The sequence below is a fragment of the Streptomyces sp. NBC_01016 genome, assembly GCF_026341035.1.
In the GTDB taxonomy this organism is placed as follows: domain Bacteria; phylum Actinomycetota; class Actinomycetes; order Streptomycetales; family Streptomycetaceae; genus Streptomyces.
This window is the reverse complement of sequence record NZ_JAPEOQ010000001.1, coordinates 2415540-2434154: the sequence shown is the minus strand read 5'-3', so window position 1 is coordinate 2434154 and position 18615 is coordinate 2415540. Positions and strand designations below refer to the sequence as shown.

Sequence of the window (18615 nt, the reverse complement as noted above, 5' to 3'; positions counted from 1 at the left end):
GAAGAATGGTTGTCCCTGACGGGGACACACAGCACCTCGCCATGGTAGGGCCGGGTGCAGACTTGAGGTTAACACTACCGGATCCAACAAACATTCCCCCTCTCGTATTCCGGCAACCGGGTGTCAGGAGCCAAGCGGCAGCACGCTCGCTCCGTCGACATCGAGGTCAAGGCGGTTCGCCGCCCAGCCCTCCCCGGCCAGCCGGGCGACCTTGTCGGCCGTTTCTTCCTCCACCAGAGCGAGGACCGTCGGCCCCGCTCCGGAGATCATCGCGGGCACCCCGTCGGCCCGCAGCCGCTCCACAAGGGCGGCGCTCTCCGGCATCGCCGGCGCCCGGTACTCCTGGTGGAGACGGTCTTCCGTGGCCGGGAGCAGCAGCTCGGGGCGCCTGGTCAGGGCCTCGACGAGCAGGGCCGCCCGGCCCGCGTTGGCCGCGGCGTCCACGTGCGGGACGGTGCGCGGCAGGAGTCCTCGCGCCATTTCGGTGAGGACCGGCTTTCCGGGAACGAAGACCACCGGAACGATGGAACTGGCCGCGTCGAGACGGATCGCGCGACCTGCGCCGGTCTCCGTCCACGCGATGGTGAAGCCACCGAGCAGGCACGGGGCCACGTTGTCGGGGTGGCCCTCGATCTCGGTGGCGAGTTCGAGCAGCGCGGCGTCGTCGAGCAGGGCGCCGCCGCCTATCGTCACGGCGCGCGCGGCGACCACGGCGGACACGATCGCTGCGGACGAAGAGCCCAGGCCACGGCCGTGCGGGATGCGGTTGGCGCAGACGATTTCAAGGCCGCGCGGCTGTCCGCCGAGGGCGTCGAAGGCCGTACGCAGGGACCGGATCAGAAGGTGCGACTCGTCGCGGGGCAGGGTCTCGGAGCCCTCACCGGCGATGTCGATGTTCAGGCCGGAGTCGGCGACCCTGACGACCACGTCGTCGTAGAGCCCCAGCGACAGGCCGAGGCTGTCGAAGCCCGGGCCGAGATTGGCGCTGGTGGCGGGAACGCGCACCCTGACGGCGGCGGCGCGGAAGGCGGGACCGGCCATCGCTCGATGACTCTCCTTGAGCTACGGGATGTTTCGAGAACTTCCGATGTCTTGTGATGCGTCGATGTCTGGTGATGCGTGCGTCGACACCCGGGCCGCGATCGACGGAACAGCGGCGGCACCACGGCATATGCGGTGGGCGGGTTCGACACAGCCTATCGAAGGAAGGTTCAGTGGCGACATAGGGCGCACAGGAGGCGCACGATGCGTGTCGTAAGCCCCCCTGTGCACCCCCTGTACTGAAACGCCCAGTTGACGGCGTGTCAGCGTCACCTAAAGAGTCGCCCTACGAGACGTGCGCCTCAGGCGAGACCGAGTCGCTCGGCGGCCGCGGCGGAGTCGACCGGCACGGTGACCGGCTGCGGAGCGCCGGCGACGGCCCAGTCCGGGTCCTTCAGACCGTTGCCCGTGACGGTGCAGACGATCTTCTGGCCGGGGTCGACCTTGCCCTGCTCGGCGGCCTTCAGCAGGCCGGCGACGGACGCGGCCGACGCGGGCTCGACGAAGACACCCTCCTGGGACGCCAACAGCTTGTAGGCGCGCAGGATCTCACGGTCCGTCACCTCGTCGATGAAGCCGCCGGACTCCTCGCGCGCGGCGAGCGCGTGCTGCCACGAGGCGGGGTTGCCGATGCGAATCGCGGTGGCGATCGTCGAGGGGTCCTTGACGACCTCGCCGCGCACGATCGGCGCGGAGCCGGAGGCCTGGAAGCCCCACATGCGCGGAGTGCGGGAGGAGACGCTGTCGGCCGCGTACTCCTTGTAGCCCTTCCAGTAGGCCGTGATGTTGCCGGCGTTGCCGACCGGGAGGACGTGGATGTCGGGCGCGTCGCCGAGGGCGTCCACGATCTCGAACGAGGCGGTCTTCTGGCCCTCGATGCGGAACGGGTTGACCGAGTTGACCAGCGCCACCGGGTAGTTCTCGGAGAGGGCGCGGGCCAGGTTCAGGCAGTCGTCGAAGTTGCCGTCGACCTGGAGGATCTTCGAGCCGTAGACGAGCGCCTGGCCCATCTTGCCGAGCGCGATCTTGCCCTGCGGCACGAGGACGGCGCAGACCATGCCGGCCCGCACGGCGTACGCGGCGGCGGAGGCCGAGGTGTTGCCGGTGGAGGCGCAGATGACGGCCTTCGCGCCCTCCTCCTTGGCCTTCGTGATGGCCATGGTCATGCCGCGGTCCTTGAACGAACCGGTCGGGTTGGCACCCTCGACCTTCAGGTGCACCTCACAGCCGGTGCGCTCGGAGAGCATCTGCGCGGGCACGAGCGGCGTACTGCCCTCGCGCAGTGTCACGACCGGCGTGGTGTCGGTCACCGGGAGCCGGTCCCGGTACTCCTCGATGATGCCGCGCCACTGGTGGGTCTGTCCGGTCATGAGCTGCTACTCCCCTTCAACACGCATGATGCTGGCGACACCGCGCACGGTGTCGAGCTGACGCAGCGCGTCCACGGTCCCGGTGAGGGCCGCGTCGGCCGCGCGGTGGGTGACGACGACGAGGGAGGCCTCGCCGTCCTTCCCCGACTGACGCACGGTGTCGATGGAGACACCGTGCTCGGCGAAGACCGTCGCCACCTGCGCGAGAACGCCGGGCTTGTCGGCCACGTCGAGGCTGATGTGGTACCGCGTCACGACATCGCCCATCGGCGAGACGGGCAGCTGCGTGTACGCGGACTGGCCGGGTCCCGTCGCGCCGCCCAGGCGGTTGCGGCAGACGGCGACGAGGTCGCCGAGTACGGCGGACGCGGTCGGCGAGCCGCCGGCACCGGGCCCGTAGAACATGAGCTGGCCCGCGGCCTCGGCCTCGACGAAGACGGCGTTGTACGCGCCGCGCACGGAGGCCAGCGGGTGGGACAGCGGGATCATCGCCGGGTGCACGCGGGCGGTGACGGACTGCCCGTCGGCGGCCCGCTCGCAGATGGCGAGCAGCTTGATGGTGCAGCCCATCTGCTTCGCGGACGCGAAGTCGGCGGCGGTCACCTCGGTCATGCCCTCGCGGTACACGTCGTCGAGGCGGACGCGGGTGTGGAAGGCGATTCCGGCGAGGATGGCGGCCTTGGCGGCGGCGTCGAAGCCCTCGACGTCGGCGGTCGGGTCGGCTTCGGCGTACCCGAGGGCGGTGGCCTCGTCGAGCGCTTCCTGGTAGCCGGCGCCGGTCGAGTCCATGGCGTCGAGGATGAAGTTCGTCGTGCCGTTCACGATGCCGAGGACGCGGTTGACCTTGTCCCCCGCGAGCGACTCGCGCAGCGGCCTGACCAGCGGGATCGCGCCGGCGACCGCGGCCTCGTAGTAGAGGTCCTCGCCGTGCTCCACGGCCGCGGCGTGCAGGGCGTCGCCGTCCTGGGCGACGAGCGCCTTGTTGGCGGAGACGACGGAGGCGCCGTGCTCGAAGGCGGTGGTGATGAGGGTGCGCGCGGGCTCGATCCCGCCGATGACCTCGACGACCACATCGATGTCGCCGCGTTTCACGAGCGCGGTGGCGTCGGTGGTGACCAGCGCGGGATCGATTCCCTCGCGGACCCGGGAGGGCCGCCGCACGGCCACACCCGCGAGCTCGACGGGGGCACCGATCCGGGCGGCGAGGTCGTCGGCGTGCGTCGTCATGATGCGCGCCACCTCTGAGCCGACAACCCCACAGCCCAGCAGCGCCACCTTCAGTGGACGCGTACGCATCATGCGACCTCGTTTCCTCTACTGCTTCCGATACTTCGACGTATCTCTACGTGTATCGCTACGTGTATCTACGGTGGGTCCAGTCTCACCCACCGGACCGGGGTTTCAGCCCCCGGTCCGGATCGTGAGACGTAGATTTCATTTATCCGACGTCGAGACGCAGGAGATCTTCCTCCGTCTCGCGCCGGACGATCACCCGGGCCTCGCCGTCGCGCACGGCGACGACGGGCGGGCGAAGTGCGTGGTTGTAGTTGCTGGCCATGGAGCGGCAGTACGCGCCGGTGGCCGGCACGGCGATGAGGTCCCCGGCAGCGACATCGGACGGCAGGAACGCGTCCTTCACGACGATGTCGCCACTCTCACAGTGCTTGCCGACGACACGGACGAGCATCGGCTCGGCCTCGGAGCGGCGGGAGACGAGGGCGACGGTGTACTCGGCGTCGTAGAGCGCGGTGCGAATGTTGTCGGACATGCCGCCGTCGACGGAGACGTAGGTACGCAGTCCCTCGAGCGGCTTGACGGTGCCGACGGTGTAGAGCGTGAAGGCGGTCGGGCCGACGATGGCGCGGCCGGGCTCGACGGAGATACGGGGGGTGCGGAGGTTCGCCGCCTCGCACTCACGGCCGACGATCTCGTTGAGCGCCTTGGCGATCTCGTGCGGCTCGCGGGGGTCGTCGTCGCTGGTGTAGGCGATGCCGAGGCCGCCACCGAGGTCGATCTCGGGAAGCTCGATGCCGTGCTCGTCGCGCACCTCGGCGAGCAGCCCGACCACACGGCGCGCGGCAACTTCAAAGCCCGCCATGTCGAAGATCTGCGACCCGATGTGGCTGTGAATGCCGATGAGCTCGATGCCATCCAGCTTGATGGCGCGCCGCACGGCCTCCGCCGCCTGCCCGTCGGCGAGGGCGATGCCGAACTTCTGGTCCTCGTGCGCGGTGGCGATGAACTCGTGGGTGTGCGCCTCGACGCCCACGGTGACGCGGATCTGCACGCGCTGCCGCTTGCCGAGGCCGTCGGCGATGTGGGCGACGCGCGCGATCTCCTGGAAGGAGTCGAGCACGATGCGCCCGACGCCGACCTGGACCGCGCGGCTGATCTCTTCCTCGGTCTTGTTGTTGCCGTGGAAGGCGATGCGCTCGGCGGGCATGCCCGCGGAGAGCGCGGTAGCAAGCTCGCCCCCCGAGCAGACATCCAGATTCAGCCCCTCCTCGTCCAGCCACCGCACGACAGCGCGGCTGAGGAAGGCCTTACCGGCATAGAAGACATCGGCGTCGGGCCCGAAGGCGTCACGCCAGGCGGCGCACCTGGCACGGAAGTCGGTCTCGTCGAGGAAGTACGCCGGCGTGCCGAACTCCTCGGCGAGCCGGGCGACCTCGATGCCGCCGACGCTGACGCCGCCGTCGCCGGCACGGGCCACGGTCTGCGCCCACACCTTCGGGTCGAGGACGTTGAGGTCGGTGGGCGGGGCGCTGTTGTAGTGGCCCTCGGGCAGGACGTCGGCGTGACGGGGGCCGGCGGGGTGTGCGGAACGGCTCATGGCTGCGGTGGCTCTCTTCGTCTACTTCTGTGTCACAGATGTTCGGGTGCGTCGATGCCGAGCAGGGTCAGGCCGCCTGCGAGCACCGTCCCGACGGCTTCGGCGAGCGCGAGCCGGGCACGGTGGGCGGCCGAGGGTTTCTCCTCGCCTTGGGGCAGTACGGCCGGACAGAGCGAGGCCATGAAGGTGTCGGCAACGCCGACGAGGTGCCGGGCGAGCCGGTCGGGGGCGTGCTGCTCGGCTGCGGCGCGGAGGATGCGGGGGTGGTCGGCGAGCACGGCGACGAGGTCTTCGTGACCGGGTACGTCTTCGGCATGCCCGGCGGTGTCGGCGGGTCTGGCGAGGTCGGCGGTGAAGCCGAGGTCCGCGGCGTTGCGGGTCAGGGCGTGGGTGCGGGCGTGGGCGTACCGGACGCGGAAGAGCGGATTGGACTCGCGCTGGGCGAGGTGCTCGTGCTTGTGCTCGTCGTCGCCGATGCGGGGCCGGTCGTGGGCCGCGGGGTGGAGCAGGGCCCAGCGGGCGGCGTCGCGGCCGAGCGGTACGGGGTCGGCGGGGGCGGGCACGGGTCGTACGTTGACATCAATGGGTGCGCTGCCGCTCGCGTCGACCTGGACGCCGAGGACGTCGACCCACTCGGGCCGGGGCCGGCCTGCGCAGCTGGTCCGTACGAGGAAGCCCTGGGAGCGCAGCAGACGGGCGACGGAGTCCATGACGACGAGGGCACGCACCTCGTCGGGAGCGTGCAACTGAACAACCTGACCGGTGGCGGTGGCGGTGGCGCCTTCAGCGAACCCGTATCGCTCCCCGGCGCTCAGGATCTCCGCGACGAGCGCGCCGGAGGCGGACGCGGATTCCGACAGCCTGACATTGAGAAACCCGGGTCCGGTGACGACGACACCGTCGATACCGGGGCTCTCCCCGAGCCGCCGGGACAGGATCTCGGCGACCTGACGCGGGGGCCGTCCGGCAGGGCGGGCGAGCTGCAGCGCGACGTTGGTGGCGTAGTCCCCCTGCCCGCCGGCCCGCGGCCGCTCGACGACGATCCGCTCCTCGCCCGCCGCGCACACGGCCGCGTCGAGCTCGCCGTCGTCGACCGCGCGACGGACGGCGCGCAGGACGGTGCGGGAGAGCTCGGCGGGGGTCACGGGACAAGCGTATGGGAGGAGGGGGGTGGGTAGGCGAGTCGGTTTCCCGGAAGGTCCGGGATACGGACGGGGAGCCGGGCCGGCGGGACGCTCAGGCGTCGGCCGTGCGGGTGGCCTGCTCGGCGTCATCTGCGGCACTCACGGGGCGCCCTGCACCCGCGCGGGAGGCACCGCCGGGGGCCGCCCCCGCACGCCCCTGCTCGCTCAACTGCCGTACGACACGCACCAGTTCGCTGGGCTCGAAGGGCTTGGCGAGAAACGCGTCGACGCCGACATCGAGCCCGCTCTCGACCTCGTACTGGGTGCAGGCGCTGACGATGACGATGGGCAACGAACGCGTACGGGCGTCCGCCCGCAGCCGGGCGGCGGTCCGCAGCCCGTCGAGCCGGGGCATGACGACGTCCAGCGTGACGACGTCGGGCCGCACCTGGTCGATCACTTCCAAACACTCGGCACCATCGGCCGCGGTCACGACCTCGAAGCCCTCCAGCTCGAGATTGACCCTGATCAGCTGCCGAATCACCTTGTTGTCGTCCACGACAAGGACTCGGCCGGACGCGCCTGGCACAACTCGAGAGTAGGTCGACACCGGTCACCGCGTCCGGGTTTTCCCCACTTCCGCCCCCTACAGGCGACACGAACCCCGCCGCTCCCCGCCCAATAACCCGTTCCTGAGGACCTCAAAGGAGCTGGTAGTGTTCTACCCGTCGCCACGCACAGCGCGGCACACGCCCCCGTAGCTCAGGGGATAGAGCATCGGCCTCCGGAGCCGGGTGCGCAGGTTCGAATCCTGCCGGGGGCACCTTGAATTGGGTGCCTGAAAGACCCCGTCAGCAGCGGAGACGCTGTCGGCGGGGTCTTTTTGCGTTTGCGTGTCAGGCGTAGAAGCGGGAGACGCTTTGGAGGACTGCTGCCGGCTTCTGGGTGCCCTCTATTTCTATGGTTCCGTCGATGGTGATTTGGGCTCCATCGCCTGACACCTCTTCCACTGATGCCACCCGCGCCGACAGGCGGATGCGGGAGCCCGCCTTGACCGGGGACGGGAAGCGGACCTTGTTGAGGCCGTAGTTGACCTTTGTGGTGACGCCCTGGACGTCCAGGAGGTCGGTGAAGAGGGGGATGAAGAGGGAGAGGGTCAGGTAGCCGTGGGCGATCGGGGCGCCGAAGGGGCCCGCCGCGGCGCGTTCGGGGTCCACGTGGATCCACTGGTGGTCGCCCGTCGCGTCGGCGAACGTGTTGATGCGGTCCTGGGTGATCTCGAGCCAGTCGCTGGTGCCGAGGTCCGTGCCGGACAGCTTCTTGAGTTCGGGCAGGCCGTTCACCGTGAGGGTCGTGGTCATGGCTGTTGGGCGTCCTGTTCGTGAGAGCCGCCGTGCGCCTCGCGCAGGCGGGATTTGAGGAGCTTTCCGGAGGCCGTGCGCGGGAGTCCGTCGGCCAGGAGGAGGGACTTGGGGATCTTGTATTTCGCCAGCCGGCCGGAGAGGGAGGTCAGGAGGGTCTCGGGGAGTGGGGTCGTGCCCGCGCGCGGGACGACTATGGCCCGGGGGACCTCGCCCCATTTCTCGTCGGGGACGCCTATCACCGCGCACTCCGCCACGTCGGGGTGGGCCAGCAGCGCGGCCTCGATCTCTGCGGGGTAGATGTTCTCGCCGCCCGAGATGATCATGTCCTTGAAGCGGTCGACGATGGTGACGTAGCCGTCGGCGTCCACGCGTGCCGCGTCTCCCGTGCGGAACCAGCCGTCGGAGAAGGCCGCTGCGGTTTCCGTCGGCAGGCCCCAGTAGCCCGGCATCACGTGCGGGCCGCGGACCACCACCTCGCCCGTCTCGTCGGTGTCGACCGGGGCGAGGTCCGGGCCCACCACCTGTACGTCGCTGAAGAAGTGCGGCACGCCCGCCGAGCCCGCCTTGCTCACCGCGTGCTCCGCGTCGAGGAAGAGGGTGCCGGGTGCCGCCTCCGTCATGCCGTAGCCCTGGAGGAAGGTGAGGCCGCGTTCCTGGTAGGCCGCGATCAGCGGCGGCGGCACCGGGGCACCCCCGCAGGTCAGGAGGCGTAGGGACGAGAGGTCCGCGGTCGGCCACGCGGGCTGGCGGGTCAGCAGGTCGAACATCGTCGGGACGCCGAACATGAAGGTGATGCCGTGCTGCTCCACCAGGTCGAACGTGGCCGCCGGGTCGAACGCGCCGACCAGGACGCACGTGCCGCCCTTGAGCAGCACCGGCAGCGTCAGCATGTTCAGGCCCGCCGTGTGGAACAGGGGCGCCGAGACGAGGGCGACCTCGTCCGCGATCAGGTCGTGGTCGACCAGGACGTTGATCGCGTTCCATGTCAGGTTGGCGTGGGTGAGCATCGCGCCCTTGGGGCGGCCCGTCGTGCCCGAGGTGTACATGATGAGGCAGACGTCGTCGCCGCCGACCGCCTCGTCCACCGGGTCCGCTGGGGCGGCCTCCAGCAGTTCCTCGTATCCGCTTCCGTCAGCCTCGATTGTCACCGGGACCGACAGTGCCTTCGCGTGTTCCCCGTCTCCCGTGTACAGGAGGGTTTTCGCTCCCGAGTCGGCTATTTGGTAGGCGAGTTCGGCTGTCGACAGGCGGGTGTTGAGGGGGACGAAGACCGCCCCCAGCGTGCCCGCCGCGAACAGTGTCTCCAGGTACGAGGGGTGGTTCGGGCCGAGGTACGCGACGCGGTCGCCGCGGCGCACGCCGTGTGCGCGCAGGGCGTGCGCCAGGCGGGTCGTGCGGTCGTGCAGGTCGGCGTATGTGTATGTGGTGCCGTTGTGGATCAGGGCGGTGCGGTGCGGGGTCTTGCGGGCCCGGCGTGCGGGCCATGACCCCAGTCCCTCGTTGCGCATCCGTGCCTCCTATGGCTCCGGTGCCTGCTGCGGCTCGCGTGCCTGCTACGGCTTGGTCAGGCCCAGCAGGCGTGCCGCGTTCTCCTTGAGGATCTTGGGGCGGACCTCGTCCTTGATCTGGAGCTTCGCGAAGTCCGCGAGCCAGCGGTCCGGGGTCAGGACCGGGTAGTCCGAGCCGAAGAGGACCTTGTCCTTGAGCAGCGTGTTCGCGTACTGGATCAGCTGGGGCGGGAAGTACTTCGGGGACCAGCCGGAGAGGTCGATGTGCACGCCCGGCTTGTGCGTCGCCACCGCCAGGGCCTCGTCCTGCCAGGGGAACGACGGGTGCGCCAGGATGATTTTGAGGTGGGGGAAGTCGGCCGCCACGTCGTCCACGTGGAGGGGGTTGGAGTACTTGAGGCGGATGCCGCCGCCGCCCGGCACGCCCGCGCCGATGCCCGTCTGGCCGGTGTGGAAGAGGGCGATCGTGCCTGTTTCCTCGATCAGCTCGTAGAGGTCGTAGGCGACCGCGCGGTCGTTGGGGAAGAAGGCCTGGATGGAGGGGTGGAATTTGAAGCCCTTGACTCCGTACTCCTCCACCAAGCGGCGGGCCTGCTTCACTCCGGCCTTGCCCCGGAACGGGTCGATCGAGGCGAAGGGGATCAGGACGTCCGGGTGGGCGGCCGCCGCCTCCGCCACCTCCTCGTTCGGGACCGGCTCCGTGCCCGTCGCGGACTCCGCGTCGACCGTGAAGATCACAGCGGCCATGTTCCGCTCGCGGTAGTACGCGGCCGTCTCCTCGAGGGTCGGCTTCCGCTTGCCCTCGGTCTTGAAGTACGCGGACGAGGCCTCGTGGAGGTCGTCCGAGAGGGAGCCGTGGCCCTTGGAGGACACCTCGGCGTGGGTGTGGACGTCGATCGCGGCCAGCTCGTCGATGTTCATCGCGTTCATCGGGCCTCCCCCTCCGGAAGCTTCGGGGCGGGGATGCCCACCGTCTGGAGTTCGGCGCCGACCGACGTGGGCCACGCGTCGGCGATCGTGTCCGGGGTCCAGCCCCCGTCCGCGTAGGCCGACTTGATCTCCTGCGGGTGCGACCAGAGCGTGAGGCGGTCGCCGCCGATGCCGATCGCCTGGCCGGTGACGGAGCGGGCCGCTTCGGAGGCGAGGAAGGGCACGAGGGCCGCGCAGTCCTCCGGTGTGCCGAAGCCCTCGCCCTTGCGCAGGAAGGACGGGAGCGGTTCGCCGCCGCGCAGGGCCTCCACGTACGGGGCGAAGGCCGGGATCGTCTCCGTCATGGCCGTCGCGGCGACCGGGACGATCGCGTTGACCGTGATGTTCGCCCGGGACAGCTCCATCGACCACGTACGGGCCATGGCGACGATGCCGGCCTTCGCGGCGGCGTAGTTCGTCTGGCCGAAATTGCCCCGTTGCCCCGCGGGCGAGCCGACGAGGACGAGCGTGCCTCCCTCGCCCTGCTCGCGCATGCGGACCGCGGCGGCGCGGGCGCAGGTGAAGGTGCCCTTCAGATGGGTGGTGAACACCGCGTCGAAGTCGTCGTCGGTCATCTTCCACAGGACCTTGTCGCGCAGGATGCCGGCGTTGGTGACCAGGACGTCGAGGCGGCCGAACTCGCTCACCGCCCGCGCCACCAGGCGGTCCGCGGCCTCGGCCGTGCCGACCGGGACCACCTCGGCGACGGCCGTGCCGCCCGCCTCGCGGATGGACTTCACGGCCGCTTCGGCGACGGCCTCGTCGACGTCGTTGACGACGACCGAGGCGCCGTGGGCGGCGAGGGCATGGGCGTAGGAGAGGCCGAGGCCACGGCCGCCGCCGGTGACGACGGCCGCCTTTCCGGTGAGATCGATGGACACGTGTGGGTCCCTTCCTGCCAGCGATACGGCGATACGTGGGGGCAAGAAGGAAGCTAAGAGCAATAATTGGTGACGTCAATAGTTGTCGCCGACCCGTATGTACGAGAGACTGTCGCGGCACACCGCAGGCCCCGCCCACCCAGGGAGACCCCATGACCCCCGCCCCGATCGACGCGCACGAGCCATGGATGCGCGGGCTGCACGCCGACACGGGCTATCTGCTGTACCGGCTCGGCCTGCGCTCGGGACAGCTGTTCAACGCCTCGCTCCAGGAGTCGGGGCTCCGCCTGCGCCACTACGCGGTGCTGCGCTTCCTGGCCACGGGCGAGGGCGCGCTGCAAAGGGAGTTGAGCGCGCAGCTCGGCTACGACCCGAGCGCGATCGTGGGTCTGGTCGACGATCTGGAGAAGGCCTCGTTCGTCGAGCGGCGGCCGTCCCCCGGCGACCGGCGCAGCCGGATCGTCGTGCTCACGGACGACGGGCGGGACTTTCTGCGCGGCACGGACGAGGCGGGGCTGCGGGTGACGAGCGAGCTGCTCGCACCGCTGGACGAGGACGAATGCGAGACGCTGCACGGGCTGTTGCGGCGGGTCGCGGAGGCCGGGCTCGGCTGACGCACACTTTCGGCCGTTGTCGACTTCTCGCTACGGCGACCGGCAGCGAACCCGTTTGAGTGATGGTCATTCCTGATCAGGACTGTGAGAGCCGCCACGCGGGCTCGATCCAGGTTTACTCGTGCCCCACGGCATGGCTACGGTTCGGTCGATGTCTCGCAGCCACTTGAACCTCACAAATCCAGGAAGATGCGTGTCCGGTAGCCGGGGTTCCCAACGGGAGGGATCGTGAGCGAACCGGTACAGCTCGCGGCTCATCGGGCCCCGCTGCCCGATCAGCAGGACACTGTCGCACCCGCGAGCACTCCATCCAGGAGACAGGCGGCCACACCGGCCACCACCGCGACACCGAAGTCCGGCAAGGCCCGTGACGCGTTCTACGACAACGCCAAGTACTTGGCGATCGTCCTGGTCGCGATGGGCCATTCCTGGGAGCCGCTGCGCGACGGGAGCCGGGCGGCCGCCGCCCTCTACATCATCGTGTACACGTTCCACATGCCGGCGTTCATCGTCATCTCCGGCTATTTCTCGCGGTCGTTCGACGCGAGCCCTGCTCGGCTCAAGCGGCTGATCACGGGTGTGGCGGTGCCGTACGTGGTGTTCGAGGTCGTCTACACACTCTTCAAGCGGTACGCGGGTGACGATCCCGGATACGACTTCAGCCTTCTGGACCCCTGGTACCTGACCTGGTTCCTGGTCTCGCTGTTCGTGTGGCGCCTGAGCACGCCGATCTGGAAGACGATCCGCTGGCCGCTGCCGGTGGCCCTCGCCGTCGCGGCGCTCGCCTCCGTCTCCCCCAGCATCGGCGACGACCTGGACATGCAGCGCCTGCTGCAGTTCCTGCCGTTCTTCGTCCTCGGCCTGTGCCTGAAGCCGGAGCACTTCCAGCTGGTGCGCCGCAAGGAGGCGCGGATCATCGCGGTGCCGGTCTTCGCGGCCGCGCTGCTGTTCGCGTACTGGGCGGCGCCGCGGATGACCGCGGCGTGGACGTACCACCGGGACAGTGCCCAGGAGTTGGGCGCGCCCGGCTGGACCGGAATCGTCATGACCCTGGCCATGTTCGGCTGTTCGGTGATCCTCACCGCGTGCTTCTTCGCGTGGGTGCCGGGCCGCAAGATGTGGTTCACGGCGCTCGGCGCGGGCACGCTGTACGGCTACCTGCTGCACGGCTTCGTCGCCAAGGGCTCCCGCTTCTGGGACTGGTACGACAACGCCTGGATGCACACCCCGTGGGGCCAGGTCGTGGTGACGCTGCTCGCGGGAAGTCTGATCACCGTGCTGTGCACGCCACCGGTGCAGCGGATGTTCCGGTTCGTGATGGAGCCGAAGATGGAGTGGGCGTTCAAGCGGGACGCCGCCAAGGTGGCCAGGGGGCGTTAGCCGCCTTGGTACCCGGCGACGGGGTTGCGGTCTCGGGGCTCTGCCCCGGGCCCCGCGGGCTCTCGTCCAAGAGCAGGGCTTACAAGCTCAAGCCGACGTCTTCTTGCGAGGCGTCGGCTTCTTCTTTGCCGGGGTCGGCTTCTTGGCGGATGTGGTCTTCTTCGACGAGGTCGACTTCTTGGCCGGTGTGGTCCTCTTCGCGGGGGCGGACTTCTTGGCGGTGGTCTTCTCGGCCGCCGTCTTCTTCGTGGCTGTGCTCTTCTTGGCCGTGGTCTTCTTCGTACGGGACCGGGAGGACAGCTCCGTCACCTCGGCCACGTCCTCGCCCTCTTCGCCCTCGCTCCGCGCCTTCTTGGCCGCCCGGACGCTGCTCTCCAGCGCCGACATGAGGTCGATGACCTTGCCGCCTCCGCCGTCCGACTTCTTCGGGGTCTCGGCCGGTTCGGCGCCGGAGGCCTTCGACTCGATCATCTCCTCCACGGCGTCCCGGTAGTCGTCGTGCAGGGAGTCCATGTCGACCTCGCCGAGCGTGTCCATCAGGGCGTCCGCCAGATCGAGTTCGGCGTCGCGGACCGTGACGTGGGAGTCGGGGGCGGCGTCCTCCGGGGCGCGGATCTCGTCCGGCCAGAGCAGGCCGTGCATCGCGATGACGTCGTCGACGACCCGCAGCATCCCGAGCCGCTCCCGGCCGCGCAGCGCGAACTTGGCGATGGCCACCTTGTTGCTGCGCTTGAGCGCCTCGCGCAGCAGCGTGTACGGCTTGGCGGCCGGGACGCCGTTGGCCTGGAGGTAGTACGCCGTGCCCATCTGGAGCGGGTCGATCCGCTCGGCCGGCACGAAGGAGACGATCTCGATGGTCTTGGCCGTGGGGATCGGGAGCTGGGCGAGATCGTCCTCGGTGATCGGGATGATCGAGCCGTCGGCGTCCTCGTACCCCTTGCCGATCTCGTCGTTCGCGACTTCCTTGTCCTCCAGCTCGCACACCTTGTGATAGCGGATGCGGCCGCCGTCCTCCAGGTGGATCTGGCGGAAGGAGATCGAGTGGTTCTCGGTGGCGTTGACCAGCTTGATCGGGATGCTGACCAGGCCGAAGGAGATGGCGCCGTTCCATATGGAGCGCACGGTGGACCTCCCGGTTCGCGCCGCGATACACGACATAAGCGATAGAGACGACATAACGGGCTGGATTGCCAGAGTATTACCGTATGGCGCCCATCACAGAAGTGGAGGGGCGGCGGCTCACGCTCAGCAACCTGGAGAAGGTGCTGTATCCGGAATCCGGGTTCACCAAGGGCGAGCTGCTGCACTACTACGCGACGGCCGCGGAGGCCCTGCTCCCGCATCTGCGGGACCGCCCGGTCTCCTTCCTGCGCTTCCCGGACGGGCCGCGTGGCCAGCAGTTCTTCGCCAAGAACGTGCCGCCGGGGACACCTTCCTGGGTGAAGACGGCCGAGGTGTCGCGCTCGGACGGGGTCTCGCGGCAGATCCTCGTACAGGACCTGCCGACGTTGATGTGGGCGGCGAACCTGGTCACCGAGTTCCACACGCCGCAGTGGCGGGCGGATGCGCCGGGGCGGGCGGACCGGCTCGTGTTCGACCTGGACCCCGGGGCGCCGGCCGACATCGTGCAGTGCTGCGAGGTGGGGGTGTGGCTGCGGGAGCGGTTGGCGCGGGACGGGCTCGAGGCGTACGCGAAGACGTCCGGGTCCAAGGGGCTGCATCTGCTGGTGCCGCTGGTGCCTACGGCGTCGGAGCGGGTCAGTGCGTATGCGAAGGGGCTCGCGCAGGAGGCGGAGGGGGCGATGCCGCGGCTCGTGGTGCATCGGATGGCGCGGGGCCTGCGGCGCGGGAAAGTGTTCGTCGACCACAGTCAGAATTCGGCGGCGAAGACGACGGCTGTGGCGTACACCTTGCGTGCGCGGGTGTCTCCGACGGTTTCGGCGCCGGTGACATGGCGGGAGGTCGAGGGGTGCCGCTCCTCGGGGGGCCTGGTTTTTGATGCGGGAGACGTTGTTGCGCGGCTGGGGCGGGACGGGGATCTGCTCGCGGGATTGTTCGACGCCGATCGGGCCGGGGAGCTGCCTTGACGCGGACGGCGTTGCGGTCGCGGGGCTCCGCCCCGGGCCCCGCGCCTCAAACGCCGGCGGGGCTGAAATGCCGAACCGGCGGCGGGGCTGGATTGGGTCACACCCGCGTCCACGTCCCCCTGTCCCGCGCCATCATGTGCAGCGCCTCCACGTCCGCCGGCTTGAGGAGGCCCGCCGTGTGGGTGAGGGGGGCGAGGTCCGTGTCGGTGAAGAGGCGGACGTCGCGTGGTGGTGTTGTCACCTCGACGGTCGCCGGTTCCACCAGGACCAGGCCCGCGCGGACCTCCGCGGTGAGGGCGAAGGAGGCCCGGGAGGCGTCGGCCCGGACCCGGCGCAGCAGTGGCTGCCGCTCCGCGCGGCCCGCCGTCACCCAGGGGTCGCCGATCCGCACACGTTGCCTGCGCACGGGCAGCGTGTGCAGCGCGAACAGGCCGCCGGGTCCGATCAGCAGATGGTGGATGTGGGCTCCGCCGGGCAGCGGCACCGAGTGCAGCACCCGCCAGCCGACCGCCTCGAGGCCGTCGAGGACCTCGCCCACCCGTGCCTGCGCGGCGAGCGCCCTGCGCCGCGGGTCGGCGCGCAGCCGGCGCTGCGGGGCCGGGGCGCGGTCCAGGGAGATGACGAGGTCCTCGCCCGGCCGGTTCGGCGCGAGGTCGTCGTCGGGGTGGAGGGTGAGCCCGGCCAGTTCGGCGGGGGTCGGCACCGGGGGCGGGCCTACGGCGACCTGGCCCGCGATGAACGGACGGAGCACGTCGAGCACGTCCGCCCGCCGGGTCTCGCTGAGCAGGTTCACCCGGCCCGCGTCCCGGTCGTACCAGGCGACGTTCGTGCCGTCGTCCCCGCACACGTAGAGCCACTCCTGGCCGTTCCGCCAGGTCGGTATGACGCGCAGTCCGCTCATGCCCCATCACCCCACGACCATGGGAGCAGCAAGCCCGCCGCAGGGCAAGAAGCCCGCAGGCCCGGCATGATGACGGATGACCAACACGACCCGTTCGACCCGGCAGGCAGGAGTGCAGTGACAGGCCCTAGGCGCCTCGGCCGACCCGTCCTCGCCGTGTCGGTCGCCGTGTTGTTCTGCGCGTGCGCCGGCTGCGGGGACCAGGGCGGTCTGGAGAGCGTGGGGCCGACCCCGACGGCCGTCGGTCCGGAGCGGCTGTGGCCCACGCTGCCGCCCGCGACCCGCGCCGCCGACGACTACGGCGCCGGGGAGACGGCCGTGGTCAAGGGCGTGAAGGTGCCCGGCGGGAAGCTGCGCGCGGTCGACCCGGCGACGATCGTGCGGGCCCGCGTCACCGCCGCGCCCGACGACTACAAGGACATCGCCGCCGACGTCGCGGACTGCCCGTCGTCCAAGGACTGTCCCGTGCTCGGCGGGTACTACCGGGATCTGACCGGCGACGGCCCGGACGATCTGCTCGTCGCCGTCCGCGCCCCGCACCGCCAGGCGTATCTGCAGGCGTACACGTACCGCGACGGCAAGTTGACCCAGATCATGGACGACAAGGACGCCGTCATCAACGTGCATCTGGCGGGCCGGAACATCGTGGTGCGCGCCGCCGCCGACCTGTCCGGGTACGAGTACCGCACCTCCTGGTCGTACGACACCCACCAGAAGGCGATGCTGCCGACCCGCGACGAGATCCTGCGCACCGGAGCCAAGCCCACCCCTGACCTGCCGTCACCGAGCCGCTCATGAGCCCGCGCATGCCCCGGCTGCCCGCCTGGACCGCGTCGCTGACGTGGAAGGCGACCGTGTTCATCACCGTGATGTGCTGTGCGCTCGCCGCGCTGCTCGGCGTCCTCGTGCACGTGTCGGTCACCGATCAGACGACGGGTCAGGCCCGCGAACGCGCGCTCACCCTCCTGGAGTCCACCACCAAGCGGTACGAGGCCGGGGGCAGGCTCGCGCCGGGCGCGGGCCTCGATCCGCCGGGCCTGCCCGCCGAGTTGCGCGCCCTCGCCGCGCGCGGGGAGCGCGGCACGATGGTCGCGGAGCACCCGGAGCGGCCGACGATGTGGGCGGCGGGCCCGGCGGCCACCGGCCGGGGCGACGGGCGGGCGCTCGCGGTGCGGATCGGCTTCGCGCAGGGCCGGCGCACCATCGACGGGCTCGACAGGGCGATCCTCACCTCGTCCGTGCTCGCGATCGGGGCGACGCTGCTGGTCGGCGCGTTCGCGGTGACCCGTGTGACGCGGCGCCTGCACGCGACGGCGCGGGTGGCGCGCAGGATCAGCGCGGGCGACATGGACGCGCGCGTCGACGACCGCCGGACGAAGGATCCGGGGCGGCGCCACGACGAGGTGGCCGATGTCGCGGGCGCGCTCGACAGCATGGCCGGTTCGTTGCAGGCCAGGATCCTGACCGAGCAGCGGTTCACCGCCGATGTCGCGCACGAGCTGCGCACGCCGCTGACCGGGCTGCACGCCGCCGCCGAGTTGCTGCCGCCGGGGCGGCCCACGGAGCTGGTGCGGGACCGGGTCGCCGCGCTGCGCACGCTCACCGAGGACCTGCTGGAGATCTCGCGGCTCGACGCGCGCAGCGAGCGCCTCGACCTGGACGAGAACCGGCTCGGCCCGGTGGCCGAGCGGGTGGTGCGGGCGTCCGGCACGTCCACCGAGGTCGAACTCGTGCGGGACGTCTGCGTGCTGACGGACCGTCGCCGCCTGGAGCGGGTCCTCGGCAATCTCGTGGCGAACGCGCACCTGCACGGCGCCGCGCCGGTCACCCTGACCGTGAACGGGCCGGTGATCACGGTGCGCGACCACGGCGCGGGCTATCCCGGCTATCTCGTCGAGCACGGGCCGCAGCGCTTCCGCACCGAGGGCGGCGCCCGCGGTCACGGGCTCGGCCTGACCATCGCGCTCGGGCAGGCCGAAGTCCTGGGCGCACGCCTGGAGTTCGGGAACGCGCCGGACGGTGGCGCGGTGGCGACGCTGACGCTGCCGTACGAGGAGACCGAGTCCGGGGCGCCCTAGAGGCGATAGCGGAGAGTGACCTTTTGCGCGCCCTGCGTGCCGCTTTTAGTGTGAAACCGGGCATTCAAGGCGCCCTTCTCGCTCCTCACCCCCGCCTCAGGAGGACCCGCATGTCCCTCACCACCCGCCTCGGTACGGGCATCGCAGCCGTCGCCACCCTCGTCGCGACCGCGGCCGTCCCCGCCGTCGCCCAGACCGCCGGTTCCGGCGCCGGCGACTCGCCGCCGGTCTACAAGGGCCGCGTCACCGCCAAGTCCGGGCTGCTGCTGCGCGACGCCCCGGCACGCGGCGCCAAGGTCGTCCGCTCCGAGCCGTACCGCGCGATCGTCCGGATCTTCTGCAAGACCTCGGGCGACAGCGTCGGCGGGAACTCGTACTGGTACCTGCTCACCGACGGCACATGGGCGTGGGGTTCCGCGAAGTACATCCAGAACATCGGCGCCGTGCCGCGCTGGTGCTGACATG

Annotated in this window: 18 protein-coding genes and 1 tRNA gene; 7 read left to right on the top strand and 12 right to left on the bottom strand. The window is 70.4% G+C overall.

Annotated features, from left to right (window positions below):
- Positions 1–123: 123 nt before the first annotated feature.
- The 6 genes from thrB to OG746_RS11410 all read right to left on the bottom strand — a co-directional run bounded on the left by thrB (position 124) and on the right by OG746_RS11410 (position 6978).
- Positions 124–1041, bottom strand: a complete 918-nt coding sequence (thrB, locus tag OG746_RS11435; RefSeq protein WP_266714082.1) for a homoserine kinase — start codon at positions 1039–1041, stop codon at positions 124–126.
- Between the two features lie 302 nt (positions 1042–1343).
- Positions 1344–2411, bottom strand: coding sequence for a threonine synthase (gene thrC, locus OG746_RS11430; RefSeq protein ID WP_266714080.1), 1068 nt, complete (start codon positions 2409–2411; stop codon positions 1344–1346).
- A 6-nt stretch (positions 2412–2417) separates the two neighbouring features.
- Positions 2418–3710, bottom strand: coding sequence for a homoserine dehydrogenase (locus tag OG746_RS11425; RefSeq protein WP_266714078.1), 1293 nt, complete (start codon positions 3708–3710; stop codon positions 2418–2420).
- 139 nt (positions 3711–3849) lie between these two features.
- Positions 3850–5244: a diaminopimelate decarboxylase gene (gene lysA, locus OG746_RS11420; protein ID WP_266714076.1), complete on the bottom strand. Its 1395-nt coding sequence runs from the start codon at positions 5242–5244 to the stop codon at positions 3850–3852.
- 32 nt (positions 5245–5276) lie between these two features.
- Positions 5277–6389, bottom strand: coding sequence for an ArgS-related anticodon-binding protein NrtL (gene nrtL / locus OG746_RS11415; protein ID WP_266714074.1), 1113 nt, complete (start codon positions 6387–6389; stop codon positions 5277–5279).
- Between the two features lie 91 nt (positions 6390–6480).
- Positions 6481–6978, bottom strand: coding sequence for a response regulator (locus tag OG746_RS11410; RefSeq protein ID WP_266714072.1), 498 nt, complete (start codon positions 6976–6978; stop codon positions 6481–6483).
- A 141-nt stretch (positions 6979–7119) separates the two neighbouring features.
- On the opposite strand from OG746_RS11410, the gene OG746_RS11405 reads away from it, so the two are divergent.
- Positions 7120–7191, top strand: a tRNA-Arg gene (locus tag OG746_RS11405).
- Between the two features lie 73 nt (positions 7192–7264).
- On the opposite strand, the gene OG746_RS11400 is transcribed toward OG746_RS11405, so the two are convergent.
- The 4 genes from OG746_RS11400 to OG746_RS11385 are packed head-to-tail and all read right to left on the bottom strand — an operon-like array spanning position 7265 to position 11090.
- Positions 7265–7729 (bottom strand): MaoC family dehydratase, encoded by a 465-nt coding sequence (locus OG746_RS11400; RefSeq protein ID WP_266714070.1) that lies wholly within the window; start codon positions 7727–7729, stop codon positions 7265–7267.
- Complete coding sequence (locus OG746_RS11395; RefSeq protein WP_266714068.1) at positions 7726–9240, bottom strand: acyl-CoA synthetase; 1515 nt, start codon at positions 9238–9240, stop codon at positions 7726–7728. Before OG746_RS11395 ends, OG746_RS11400 begins: the two co-directional genes overlap by 4 nt.
- Positions 9241–9285: 45 nt before the next feature.
- Positions 9286–10161: an amidohydrolase family protein gene (locus OG746_RS11390; protein WP_266718874.1), complete on the bottom strand. Its 876-nt coding sequence runs from the start codon at positions 10159–10161 to the stop codon at positions 9286–9288.
- Positions 10162–10166: 5 nt separating this feature from the next.
- Positions 10167–11090, bottom strand: a complete 924-nt coding sequence (locus OG746_RS11385) for an SDR family NAD(P)-dependent oxidoreductase (protein ID WP_323179577.1) — start codon at positions 11088–11090, stop codon at positions 10167–10169.
- Between the two features lie 152 nt (positions 11091–11242).
- Here OG746_RS11385 and OG746_RS11380 point away from each other — a divergent pair, with 152 nt between their 5' ends.
- Complete coding sequence (locus OG746_RS11380; protein ID WP_266714066.1) at positions 11243–11704, top strand: MarR family winged helix-turn-helix transcriptional regulator; 462 nt, start codon at positions 11243–11245, stop codon at positions 11702–11704.
- Positions 11705–11932: 228 nt separating this feature from the next.
- Entirely contained in the window at positions 11933–13084 is a 1152-nt protein-coding gene (locus tag OG746_RS11375) for an acyltransferase family protein (protein ID WP_266714064.1), read from the top strand.
- A gap of 87 nt (positions 13085–13171) precedes the next feature.
- On the opposite strand, the gene ku is transcribed toward OG746_RS11375, so the two are convergent.
- On the bottom strand, positions 13172–14206 hold the full coding sequence (gene ku, locus OG746_RS11370) for a non-homologous end joining protein Ku (RefSeq protein ID WP_266714062.1): 1035 nt from the start codon (positions 14204–14206) through the stop codon (positions 13172–13174).
- 83 nt (positions 14207–14289) lie between these two features.
- Here ku and ligD point away from each other — a divergent pair, with 83 nt between their 5' ends.
- Positions 14290–15171, top strand: a complete 882-nt coding sequence (ligD, locus tag OG746_RS11365; RefSeq protein ID WP_266714060.1) for a non-homologous end-joining DNA ligase — start codon at positions 14290–14292, stop codon at positions 15169–15171.
- Positions 15172–15268: 97 nt separating this feature from the next.
- Here ligD and OG746_RS11360 read toward each other — a convergent pair whose 3' ends face one another.
- A complete protein-coding gene (locus OG746_RS11360) occupies positions 15269–16072 on the bottom strand; it encodes a nuclease-related domain-containing protein (RefSeq protein WP_266714058.1) in 804 nt (267 codons plus the stop codon).
- Positions 16073–16189: 117 nt separating this feature from the next.
- Here OG746_RS11360 and OG746_RS11355 point away from each other — a divergent pair, with 117 nt between their 5' ends.
- The 3 genes from OG746_RS11355 to OG746_RS11345 all read left to right on the top strand — a co-directional run bounded on the left by OG746_RS11355 (position 16190) and on the right by OG746_RS11345 (position 18611).
- Complete coding sequence (locus tag OG746_RS11355) at positions 16190–16870, top strand: hypothetical protein (protein WP_266714056.1); 681 nt, start codon at positions 16190–16192, stop codon at positions 16868–16870.
- Positions 16867–18150, top strand: coding sequence for an ATP-binding protein (locus tag OG746_RS11350; protein ID WP_266714054.1), 1284 nt, complete (start codon positions 16867–16869; stop codon positions 18148–18150). The genes OG746_RS11355 and OG746_RS11350 overlap by 4 nt, the downstream gene beginning before the upstream one ends.
- A gap of 110 nt (positions 18151–18260) precedes the next feature.
- On the top strand, positions 18261–18611 hold the full coding sequence (locus tag OG746_RS11345; RefSeq protein WP_266714052.1) for an SH3 domain-containing protein: 351 nt from the start codon (positions 18261–18263) through the stop codon (positions 18609–18611).
- Positions 18612–18615 lie beyond the last annotated feature (4 nt).

Bases quoted from the DNA above. Each gene is read 5' to 3' on its own strand.
- thrB (WP_266714082.1), bottom strand. From the start codon at position 1,041: ATGGCCGGTCCCGCCTTCCGCGCCGCCGCCGTCAGGGTGCGCGTTCCC.
- thrC (WP_266714080.1), bottom strand. From the start codon at position 2,411: ATGACCGGACAGACCCACCAGTGGCGCGGCATCATCGAGGAGTACCGG.
- OG746_RS11425 (WP_266714078.1), bottom strand. From the start codon at position 3,710: ATGATGCGTACGCGTCCACTGAAGGTGGCGCTGCTGGGCTGTGGGGTT.
- lysA (WP_266714076.1), bottom strand. From the start codon at position 5,244: ATGAGCCGTTCCGCACACCCCGCCGGCCCCCGTCACGCCGACGTCCTG.
- OG746_RS11400 (WP_266714070.1), bottom strand. From the start codon at position 7,729: ATGACCACGACCCTCACGGTGAACGGCCTGCCCGAACTCAAGAAGCTG.
- OG746_RS11395 (WP_266714068.1), bottom strand. From the start codon at position 9,240: ATGCGCAACGAGGGACTGGGGTCATGGCCCGCACGCCGGGCCCGCAAG.
- OG746_RS11390 (WP_266718874.1), bottom strand. From the start codon at position 10,161: ATGAACATCGACGAGCTGGCCGCGATCGACGTCCACACCCACGCCGAG.
- OG746_RS11380 (WP_266714066.1), top strand. From the start codon at position 11,243: ATGACCCCCGCCCCGATCGACGCGCACGAGCCATGGATGCGCGGGCTG.
- ligD (WP_266714060.1), top strand. From the start codon at position 14,290: ATGGCGCCCATCACAGAAGTGGAGGGGCGGCGGCTCACGCTCAGCAAC.
- OG746_RS11360 (WP_266714058.1), bottom strand. From the start codon at position 16,072: ATGAGCGGACTGCGCGTCATACCGACCTGGCGGAACGGCCAGGAGTGG.
- OG746_RS11350 (WP_266714054.1), top strand. From the start codon at position 16,867: ATGAGCCCGCGCATGCCCCGGCTGCCCGCCTGGACCGCGTCGCTGACG.
- OG746_RS11345 (WP_266714052.1), top strand. From the start codon at position 18,261: ATGTCCCTCACCACCCGCCTCGGTACGGGCATCGCAGCCGTCGCCACC.